Origin of the sequence: Ensifer sp. SSB1, from assembly GCF_016652895.1 — a bacterium.
Lineage (GTDB): Bacteria > Pseudomonadota > Alphaproteobacteria > Rhizobiales > Rhizobiaceae > Ensifer.
The window spans coordinates 1-2929 of the sequence record NZ_JAEPRP010000336.1 but is presented as its reverse complement, the minus strand read 5'-3'; the positions used below and the strand labels follow the sequence as shown (position 1 = coordinate 2929).

Sequence of the window (2929 nt, the reverse complement as noted above, 5' to 3'; positions counted from 1 at the left end):
ACCACAGCGGCCGACCCGCCATAGCGGGCCGGCTCACTTCCGCTTGTTGTCATTGGCAGCCGTTGAAGACCGATGTCGTGAGCGCTGCAGCGAAACGCGCGACCCGGGATCCCGGCCGTAGTGGCCGGACGGGTCCCCGCCGATTGACGACGAAGGCGGTGGGCCTGGGCTTCGAAGGCCGCGTTTTCCGGCAGCTCCTTAGTGGCAATCCGTAATCTAATGCTGCGCACGATACGGCGCTCCCTGCCTTGGCGGCAACTCCAGAGTTCTCCTCTCCGCTTCGCTCCGTTGCGACCGCTTCGCGGTGCACTCGTCAGTGCCTGCCGTATTCGAGCTTCGCGATTACGCACAACCAATAAGGAGGATCCGCCTCATGAAAACGCTCGTAACCTTCTGCCAGAAGACCGGCCGCCGCCTTCGCCTCTACCTCAACCGGCAAGTCGCCAAACTGTCCCATAAGGGCCAGTTGAAAATCTCGGTCGCAGCCTCGCTTCCGCTCATCAAGATCGAGGTCAGCTATCAGCGCGACTTCAACGCCAAGGTTGGCAACGACAACACGCCGAAGTGAGCAGAGCCGCGCCGAAAAAGGCGCGGCTTTCCGCTCTGATCCATAGGTCGAACGTTCGTCGGCACGGAGCCCGTGGCGCGGAGCGCTCCATACTCGGAGCGCCGCGGGCGGAAGGCTGGCTCAAAACTGCCCTTGCTCTTGCACCAACCTCAGTTCGTCTCGTGAAATGGGCCCCGACCGGATCAGATGCGAGCCCTTGCGAGTAGCGGACCTTGTAGAATCCTACAATTTCGAATGTGCCGAACCGCGACTATAACCGGAGCGTTGATTAAGGAAGGGATCCAGATGGAATTCACGCTTTGGGCATATCAGGTCACGCCGGGCTCCGACCATAACCTGTATTTTGCGGAGCATGAGGCCGACTGCCGTCGTGCTGCACTTGAGCAGCGTGCCGAGTTGAAAGAAGGCGACCCCGATGATGAGGAGGAGTTGGGTGCGATGGCACTCTACGTGTTTGTGTTCCGTTTGATGACAGCTGGGGAACTCGTTGCCGTCTTAAATGGTGAGGCATCGCTGATCGAGACGTGTGCGGTGGACCGCAAACTTGTCGGGCTGATTGCAGACTAAGTACGCCCGACGGAAAGGGTCCGCCTTTATGTCGCCTGCCTGGCGACTTGTTGATAGTGCGTGTCATCGCTCCCGTCCTTTGATGCGGCCTTGACTTGTCTAGGATTATGTTCCTATTTTGTTCTAATCCTCCCGTCGAGCAAGACCAATGAAACTGTCCGCGCCATTTCTGCCCACATCGTACATCGAGCATGATCCAGCGATGTACAACACGAGGGAGGTGTTGGGCGCACGATGCTCGGCATGTGGCCGCGTGGGCTGGGTCAACAAAGATTCAGTGCTTGCACGTTGGGGCGATCAATATCTGATGAACTTGAGAGGCAGGTTCCGCTGCGACTGTGGCAATCGAACTGACAACACCGTTCTGATCGGTCGATTGCCACGGTGAAAATACCGGACGTTACCATGCTCAACACTAGGCGACAGGCAGCTCTTTGAGCATCAGCAGTCGATTTCCCGGCAATAGCGTAATGACCTTGTCCTGTTCGAGAGCATTCAGGACCTCCATGATTTCATCCTGCGTGAAGCCTGCCGCAGCCAATGGAACGCCGATGTCGAAAACGTTGATCGACATATCCGGCAAAGCCTTCAGAGCGCGTAGACGCTCGAACAATGCTGTTTCGGTTTCCGTGAATCTACTCATATTAGCTTCATAACGCATTTGCGGCTGAGTTGTCTCATGTCCAAAACCGTTATGCGTCTCGCTGTTCGCAAGGGCGGACGGCTACTGCTGGTCCGCACCGAAGATTCGGAATTCATCCCTTCCCGATCTATATTCAGTACGCATCACCGTACCGAGTACCGCTATGGCACGAACGCCGAGATCGAAACCTCTTCTCCAGCACAGCGATACGCCTATCAGGTCGAAGCCTCGGCGCCGCCGGGACCCGGCGCAGCCGAACCTTCTCCTCGATCACATGCCTCGCAGGATCGAACCTAGTCTTTGTCTGCTGAAAGCGAAGCCGCCCGAAGGACCGGACTGGGCTTATGAAATCAAGTGGGACGGGTATCGCTTGTCGATCCACATCGAGCCGACCGGGGTCCGCATTCTCACCAAGAACGGACACAACTGGACCGACCGCTTTCCGGCAATAGAGGAAGGTGCGCGGGAGCTGGGCGTTGCATCTGCGATCATCGACGGAGAAGCGGTCTTGTACGACGACCAGGGCCGATCCGATTTCAGCCTCCTTCAGTCATCGCTTGACGGCCGCGCTGGTCAGAAGACCTCGCAGGCACAGTTCATGGCCTTCGATCTCATGTATCTTGACGGCCACGATCTCACGACGACGGAATTGCGGGTGCGTCGACATCTCCTCGAAGAACTGATCTCCGCTCGCCCAGAATCCGCGATCCGGTTCTCCGAAGCCTTCGACGTGACGGGAGCGGAGTTGTTTCGGGCATCGTGCGATCACGGACTCGAGGGGATCATCGCGAAGCATCTCGCTCGTCCTTACAGATCCGGCCGCCTTGGCGACTGGGTGAAGGTCAAATGCATCCAGTCCGAGAGTTTCTTCATTGTCGGCTACGAGCGTTCTGCCGGCGCTTTCCGGTCTCTCATGCTGGGCGCTTATCGCGGTGACCAAGTGGTCTACGTCGGAAGCGCCGGCACGGGTTTCAAAATGAGGGAGATGTCGCAGCTCCGATCCATGATGAACCAGCTGCGATGGGCCGGAAAGAAGCCCCCTGTGTCTTACGCCGGGAAACGCGACATCGTCTGGGTCGCACCGACCATCATCGCCGAGATCGAGTTTCGCGGCTGGACCTCCGACGGCAAGCTCCGACATTCGAGCTATA

At 58.0% G+C, this 2929-nt stretch carries 4 protein-coding genes; 3 read left to right on the top strand and 1 reads right to left on the bottom strand.

All coding sequences use genetic code 11. The features are described from left to right. Nucleotides 1-373 precede the first annotated feature (373 nt). Nucleotides 374-568 carry a hypothetical protein gene (locus tag I8N66_RS36980; protein WP_291165481.1) on the top strand — a complete coding sequence of 65 codons (195 nt, stop codon included), beginning with the start codon at nt 374-376 and terminating at the stop codon, nt 566-568. 285 nt (nt 569-853) lie between these two features. Beyond that, nucleotides 854-1135 carry a hypothetical protein gene (locus I8N66_RS36975; protein WP_291165479.1) on the top strand — a complete coding sequence of 94 codons (282 nt, stop codon included), beginning with the start codon at nt 854-856 and terminating at the stop codon, nt 1133-1135. Between the two features lie 415 nt (nt 1136-1550). On the opposite strand, the gene I8N66_RS36970 is transcribed toward I8N66_RS36975, so the two are convergent. Further along, nucleotides 1551-1796 (bottom strand): hypothetical protein, encoded by a 246-nt coding sequence (locus tag I8N66_RS36970; protein ID WP_291165477.1) that lies wholly within the window; start codon nt 1794-1796, stop codon nt 1551-1553. Between the two features lie 145 nt (nt 1797-1941). On the opposite strand from I8N66_RS36970, the gene ligD reads away from it, so the two are divergent. Then, nucleotides 1942-2929, top strand: a 988-nt coding sequence (ligD, locus tag I8N66_RS36965; protein ID WP_291165475.1) for a non-homologous end-joining DNA ligase, incomplete at its 3' end; no start/stop codon positions are given.

Bases quoted from the DNA above. Each gene is read 5' to 3' on its own strand.
- I8N66_RS36980 (WP_291165481.1), top strand. From the start codon at position 374: ATGAAAACGCTCGTAACCTTCTGCCAGAAGACCGGCCGCCGCCTTCGC.
- I8N66_RS36975 (WP_291165479.1), top strand. From the start codon at position 854: ATGGAATTCACGCTTTGGGCATATCAGGTCACGCCGGGCTCCGACCAT.
- I8N66_RS36970 (WP_291165477.1), bottom strand. From the start codon at position 1,796: ATGCGTTATGAAGCTAATATGAGTAGATTCACGGAAACCGAAACAGCA.